General features: G+C 69.4%; 7 protein-coding genes and 2 pseudogenes. 3 read left to right on the top strand and 6 right to left on the bottom strand.

Features of this window, described 5'->3' with window-relative positions:
* From AB0I10_RS39920 to AB0I10_RS39945, 6 genes and pseudogenes are all read right to left on the bottom strand, one after another.
* Positions 1-225, bottom strand: a pseudogene (locus AB0I10_RS39920) (hypothetical protein); the annotation flags it as partial.
* A gap of 530 nt (positions 226-755) precedes the next feature.
* A complete protein-coding gene (locus AB0I10_RS39925) occupies positions 756-1643 on the bottom strand; it encodes a DUF1015 family protein (RefSeq protein WP_363157650.1) in 888 nt (295 codons plus the stop codon).
* Positions 1562-1966 carry a DUF1015 family protein gene (locus AB0I10_RS39930; protein WP_363157651.1) on the bottom strand — a complete coding sequence of 135 codons (405 nt, stop codon included), beginning with the start codon at positions 1964-1966 and terminating at the stop codon, positions 1562-1564. The genes AB0I10_RS39925 and AB0I10_RS39930 overlap by 82 nt, the downstream gene beginning before the upstream one ends.
* A complete protein-coding gene (locus AB0I10_RS39935; RefSeq protein ID WP_363157652.1) occupies positions 1957-2361 on the bottom strand; it encodes an NUDIX domain-containing protein in 405 nt (134 codons plus the stop codon). Before AB0I10_RS39935 ends, AB0I10_RS39930 begins: the two co-directional genes overlap by 10 nt.
* Complete coding sequence (locus tag AB0I10_RS39940; protein ID WP_363157653.1) at positions 2358-2981, bottom strand: TIGR00730 family Rossman fold protein; 624 nt, start codon at positions 2979-2981, stop codon at positions 2358-2360. The genes AB0I10_RS39935 and AB0I10_RS39940 overlap by 4 nt, the downstream gene beginning before the upstream one ends.
* Positions 2982-2990: 9 nt before the next feature.
* Positions 2991-3422, bottom strand: coding sequence for a phosphoribosyltransferase family protein (locus AB0I10_RS39945; protein WP_363157654.1), 432 nt, complete (start codon positions 3420-3422; stop codon positions 2991-2993).
* Between AB0I10_RS39945 and AB0I10_RS39950 the strand changes: the two genes are divergently transcribed.
* The 3 genes and pseudogenes from AB0I10_RS39950 to AB0I10_RS39960 all read left to right on the top strand — a co-directional run.
* Positions 3412-3948 (top strand): TetR/AcrR family transcriptional regulator, encoded by a 537-nt coding sequence (locus AB0I10_RS39950; protein WP_363157655.1) that lies wholly within the window; start codon positions 3412-3414, stop codon positions 3946-3948. The two genes, AB0I10_RS39945 and AB0I10_RS39950, sit on opposite strands and share 11 nt — an antisense overlap.
* 239 nt (positions 3949-4187) lie before the next feature.
* Positions 4188-4307: pseudogene (locus AB0I10_RS39955) on the top strand (MFS transporter); the annotation flags it as partial.
* Positions 4308-4498: 191 nt separating this feature from the next.
* A partial coding sequence (locus tag AB0I10_RS39960; RefSeq protein WP_363157656.1) for a gamma-glutamyltransferase occupies positions 4499-6104 on the top strand: 1606 nt, incomplete at its 3' end.

Consider the following 6104-nt stretch of genomic DNA (forward strand, 5'->3'; position numbering starts at 1 on the left):
GCCGTACTCCCGAAGTGTGCGGGCCAGGTGTTCCATCTCGGGAAGCGTTCCTGAGTAGTCACCGTCCAACACACTGCGCAGCACAGCCTTGGCCTTCATCAGGTCAATGCCGAGCTCAGCCCGCAGCACGCGCATGATGGCGACGCTCTTCGCCGGCGGACTGCTCACCCGCAGCCTCGCGGGTCCATGCTCGGAGAGCATCTGATCCCGCCGTTCGGCCGGCACGTCGCCACCGCACACGGCTACCGCACATCCACAGGCGGAACAGGTTGACTCAACGTCCCATCGCAACCGGCCGTCCACCAGGGCCTGAACTCCCCAGCACTCCAGCTCCCCACGGCAGTCCTGGCACACAGCGGAGTACCTGACGGATTCGAAAACCGCCTGCTCCATCCCCACCCCCAACCCTGCTCCATCCCCACCCCCAACGGGGACGAGGTTAAACGACAGGTTTACCGTGTCCGGAGTTCGACCCGTAGGCATCGGTCGTTTTGTGTCGGATCTCCTGAGTCCTGGGTGCTGGCCAGGTCTGGATGAGGTGTTCGCTGGTGGATGCCCCTCTGTGTGCGCACCTGGGCGCGCGGCAGCCTCATCGCTGCTGTATACGTGCTGCGATGGGGGAAGTCCTGCAGCCGGCTGGTGTGGAGTGGTCATCCACGCGAAAGCGGCCCGCCCGCAGAACGCGGACGAGCCACTCATCGCACGGCCAGGAGGGAAGACGCCGACACGCGGTGCATTTGTGGGCGGGCGACGCCTCAGCCTCGGAGCTGTCTCCGATGTTGCCCCGACACAAACCACTCCTTCGCGGAAGTAGCCATCTCCCGCCGCGCCCCGTGCTCGAAGCGCTCGTGTTCGAAGAGGTAGCTGATCTGGCCGGGCGCCGGCTTCGGGGTGAAGGAGGTGCTCTTTCTGGGGAGCGCCACTCCGGACTCGGCGCACCGCCAGATCTGCGTGAGCGTCGGGCGGGGCAGGACCACGCCCAGCCGGCCCTGTGACGTGGGGCTGGGCAGGGCGTGGGTGTAGGAGAAGGGGCGCTCCACCGACTGGGCCGCGCACAGCTCCGGGATGAGCACATGGGTGGCGATTGCCGCGTCGAGGTCGTGCCACTGCCGGGGCAGCTCCCGCAGTCGACTTTCGGCCAGGGACCGGCAGATCTGTGAGACCTCCCACGCCTGTCCCTCCCCGCACAGGACCAGATGTCCGGGCCGCGGGGGCTCGAACCGGGTCGGGAGCCGGCGGACGCGGGCGAAGCGCGACGCCGTGCGGACGGCCTGTTCGATGTCGACGTCCGGCACCGTCCGGTGGATCGCCGAGAGCGTGGGCGGAAAGCGCGAGGAGTCCACGGCCACGGCGAGGATGCGGCTTGCTGGGCCCAAGCCGCCGTCGCCCCGGCTCCGGTGGAAGCGCAGTGCCGCCTCCAGGCGGTGGTGTCCGTCGGCCACGAGCAGCTGTGGATCGGCGAGCCGCAGTGCCTCTGCGATCATCGCCAGGTTCCGGCAGGCCCATATCCGTTGCTCGGTGCCGTCCGCGGCGGCGATCACCGAGTCCGGCGGGGTCGCCGCTAGGTGGTCGAGGAGTCGCTGACGGCGCCCAGGCTCTGCGCCATCAGCAGGATGGGCTCGTCGTTCCCGCCTCGACGGCACAACAGCCGTTCCTGCACGGCGACTTGGGCGTCGATGACGCCTTCGTGCTTGTACAGCCGTCGCGAGGCCACGGCCGCCAGGTCCACCGCGCCCACCAGGCCGCGCTGGAGCACGGCATCGCTGCGGCGCTGTTCGAGCATGTAGCAGTCGGGGGCGGGCGCCACCGCGAGGGTGGGGTGCCCGGTCCCGTGGGCGAGGTCCTCCGGGTCCGCGGTGGGTGCCCAGGTGCCCTCGGCGGCGTGCCCCTCCTTGGCGAGGACACCCCTGATGGGGTGGAAGAGGGGACGGCCGCCGGCCCGGGACCCGGGCGCCGTCAGCCGCATTGTCCTTGAGCCCGCAGCCTACGCAGCACGGTGACCACCGCTGGCGCGCACCGGCCGGTGTCGTGGGAGTCGACCCAGGCCATTTCCTGGATCTCCCGGGCGGGCCTGGGCTCGCCGTGTCCGGGACCTGTGTAGCAGTGCATGTGCAGTTCGGTGTCGTCGAGGCCGTGGGCGGGGGCGCTGACCAGCATCGCGGGGGTCAGGTGGCTCGAGGCGAGCTCGACGGTGAGCTCTTCCCTGACCTCTCGGACCAGGGCCTGTTTGTGGCTCTCCCCCGGCTCGATCTTGCCGCCGGGCAGATAGAAGGCGTCGCGGCCGACGGAGCGTACGACGAGCAGCCGTCCGTCGCGTACGCACAGCCAGCCGACGGACTCAAGGGTGTGGGTTGCGTTCATGTCCACTTCGCTTGCGGTGGGGTCCAAGACGACAGCTGATCGAGGAGGTCGTCGGTGTCCTTGGCGACGATGAGTCCGTCGAGGTGGCGCTGGGCCAGGAAGCCGTTCCTGACCATGTCCTGCAACATCGCCACCAGGCTCCCCCAGCTGCCGTCGATGTCGAGCAGCGAGACCGGTTTGGTGTGCAGGCCGAGTTGGCCCCAGGTCCATGCCTCGAAGAACTCCTCGAGCGTGCCGGAGCCGCCAGGGAGCGCCACGAAGGCCTCCGCCAAGTCCGCCATGCGCGCCTTGCGTTCGTGCATGGTGGCCACGACGTGGAGGTCGTCGAGCTCGGTGTGGGCGAGCTCGCTGTTCACGAGGGATTCGGGCATGACCCCGACGACCCTGCCGCCCGCGGCGAGCGCGGAGTCGGCGAGGGCGCCCATGAGTCCGACACGCCCGCCGCCGGAGACCGCGGTGATGCCCTGCTCGGCGAGGGCCGCGCCGAAGGCGCGGACCTGTTCGACGACGGCGGGTGAAGCCCCGACGGCGGAGCCGGTGAAGACGGCGATGCTGCGCGGGAGCGGGCGCGTGGCGGCGGGTGCTCCGGCGGCGTCGTTTGAGTGGGGATCGTGTGTCACGGACTGCCCCTAGATCAGGTCGGCGGCGGTGAAGACGGAGCGGACGGGCAGGCCCGCCTCGGCGATGGCGCGGCTGCCTCCGCGGTCGACGAGCAGGACCACTCCGGCAACCTCGGCACCTTCCGCGCGCGCGGCCTCGACCGCGGTCAGCAGGGAGCCGCCGGTAGTGGAGGTGTCTTCGACCAGGAGCACCCGCCGCCCAGCCAGTTCGACGCCCTCGGTACGGCGGCCCAGGCCGTGCTTCTTGGCCTCCTTGCGGATGGCGACGGCTGGAAGGGACCTGCCGTTCTTGTGGGCGGTGGCCATGACGGCCACGGCGATGGGCACCGCGCCGAGGACCAGGCCGGCCACGCAGTCGTACTCCCAGTCCCGGGTGTGTGCCAGGACTGCGTCGCCGATCAGCTCGTGGCCGCGCGGGTCGAGAGCGATCTTGAAAGCCACACTGGAGGTGCTCGCGGAGCAGGGGTACCAGCGCCTGGCCATGGAGCAGGTCGCGGCGCGCGCCGGCGTCCACAAAGCCACGCTCTACCGCTGGTGGCCGTCGAAGGGGAACCTCGTCGGCTGGGCGCTGGGAGCCACCCTGTCCACGGGCCCGGTGCCCGACACCGGCAACACCCGCGACGACCTCATCGCCTGGCTCGAGGGGACGATCGCCAACTACACCTCGACGCCGGCCGGAACGGCACTGCCGGCCCTGTTGAGCGATCTCGCCCACGAGCCTGGCACCCTCGCGGGGTTCCGCCGCCACTTCCTGGACGGGCGGCGCGCAAACTGCGAGGTCCTCATCAACCGCGGTGTGGAGCGCGGAGACATCCCTGCCGATGTCGATGTCGAGATCTTCATGGACATCCTCGCGGGGCCGGTCTTCTACCGGCAGGTGGTCACGGGCGTGAACTTCGTCGAGGATCTTCCCGAGAAGATCGTGGACTTGCTGCTGTCGGGCCAAGTCCCCCGGCGTACGGATTGAGTTGGCCCGAGGCCGAGTTGGCGGTGAGCCATATCTGCCCGACCGTCAACGAGTTCACCGCCTCAGCCTTCCTCGCTCTGCCGAAGACCAGCCGCTCCGTGTGCTCGCACAGCCGCTGCGCCTCCTCGACGGAGAAGTCAGGCACCTGCGTGACAAGCGGATCGCTCCGCACCAAGGCGCTCAGCGGTGCGGCGGCGGGTCGTCAAGGACCTCAAGGAGCAAGGACAGGAAGAGGCCGTATGGTCAGGGCACAACCGGCTCCATGGCACAGGCAGGCGGTGCTCGCGGCTTCGATGCTGGCCACCTTCACTTTCAACACCGCAGAGAACCTGCCGATCGGCCTGTTGGAACTGATCTCTCAGCCCTTCACGGAAAAGTGAGCCAGAACCCGTTCTCGTGGACAGAGTCATTCAGGCACGTTCGTCACATCTGACTCGCCCAGGCGCTCGGACCGAGCCGGGCGGGCCGATCAACAAACGCCCGGCCCTGGTCTCGGAGCCAGCCGTCTTGTGATCCAGGCCAGGCTCCACCGAAGCGAAGGGTGATCGCGATGCGCACATGGACGACACGTCCGACCCTGACGGGCACCTTCGGCATGGTGTCGACAACTCACTGGCTGGCCTCGCAGTCGGCGATGGCGGTGCTGGAGGACGGCGGCAACGCCTACGATGCGGCGGTGGCCGCCGGGTTCGTACTGAACGTCGTCCAGCCACACCTCAACGGCCCGGCCGGGGAGGTCCCGATCATTCTGGCTCCCGTGGGCGGGCAGGTCCGGGTGCTGTGCGGACAGGGGCCTGCTCCCGGCGGGGCGACGATCGGGCACTACCGCAGCCTCGGACTCGATCTGGTTCCCGGCACCGGTCCGTTGGCCGCCGCCGTGCCAGGCGCGTTCGACGCATGGATGGTTCTGCTGCGAGACCACGGCACGAAGCCCCTGGCCGCGGTGCTGAAGTACGCCATCGGCTACGCAGAACACGGGCATCCTGTCTCGGCAGGTCTTGGCAGGACCATAGAGACCGTGCGAGAGCTCTTCGAAACGGAATGGACCACATCCGCCGAGCTGTACCTGCCCGCACCGCGTCCCGGGTCCCTGTTCAGGAACCCTGCCCTGGCTCAGACGTGGCGCACCCTGCTGCGCGAGAGCGCCGGCGCCTCCCGGGAGGCCGGCATCGAGGCCGCCCGCAGGATCTGGCGCGAAGGCTTCATCGGCGAGGCCATCGCCGGATTCGCCGCCACACCCGCCATGGACACCACCGGCCGACGCCACGCCTCAGCTCTCACTGGTGACGACCTGGCCGGCTACGAGGCACACTACGAGTCCCCGGTCAGCTACGACTGGAACGGCTGGACCCTGTGCAAGGCCGGGCCCTGGAGCCAGGGACCGGTCTTCCTCCAGCAACTCGCGCTCCTGCCCGACGGGTTCGACCACGACACACCGGACTATCTGCACAGCCTGGTGGAAGGAACCAAGCTCGCCATGGCCGACCGGGAGGCCTGGTACGGCGACGCCGCCGACGTCCCGCTCGCCGACCTGCTGTCCCGGTCCTACAACGACAGCCGGCGCGCCCTGATCGACGGCAAGGCGTCGCATGAGTTGCGCCCCGGCAGCCCGGAAGGCCGTACGCCGCGCCTGCCGCATCAACCCACGCACGAGACGAAGACCGCCGACGCATCCAGGCACACCCTTGGTACGGGCGAACCGACCGTCGGCTCCGACGGGCTGACCCGGGGCGACACCTGCCACCTCGACATCGTCGACCGCTGGGGCAACATGGTCACGGCGACACCCAGCGGCGGTTGGTTCCAGTCCAATCCGGTGATCCCCGCCCTCGGCTTCCCCCTCGGTACCCGCTTGCAGATGGCCTGGCTCCAGCCGGGCCTGCCCAACTCACTGACCCCCGGACGTCGCCCACGCACCACGCTCTCGCCCTCGCTCGCGCTGCGCGACGGCACCGCGGTGATGGCGTTCGGAACCCCAGGCGGAGACCAGCAGGACCAGTGGTCCTTGCACTTCTTCCTCGCAGTCGCTCTCGGGGGGCTCGGCCTCCAGGCCGCCATCGATGCCCCCAACTGGCACAGGCCGCCAAGGGCTACCCGTATCTGCGGCCCGGTCTGGAGCACGACGAGATCGGTACCTGCCTCACCCTCACCGATCC

It is taken from the genome of Streptomyces sp. NPDC050636 (genome assembly GCF_040654775.1).
Taxonomy (GTDB): Bacteria; Actinomycetota; Actinomycetes; order Streptomycetales; family Streptomycetaceae; genus Streptomyces.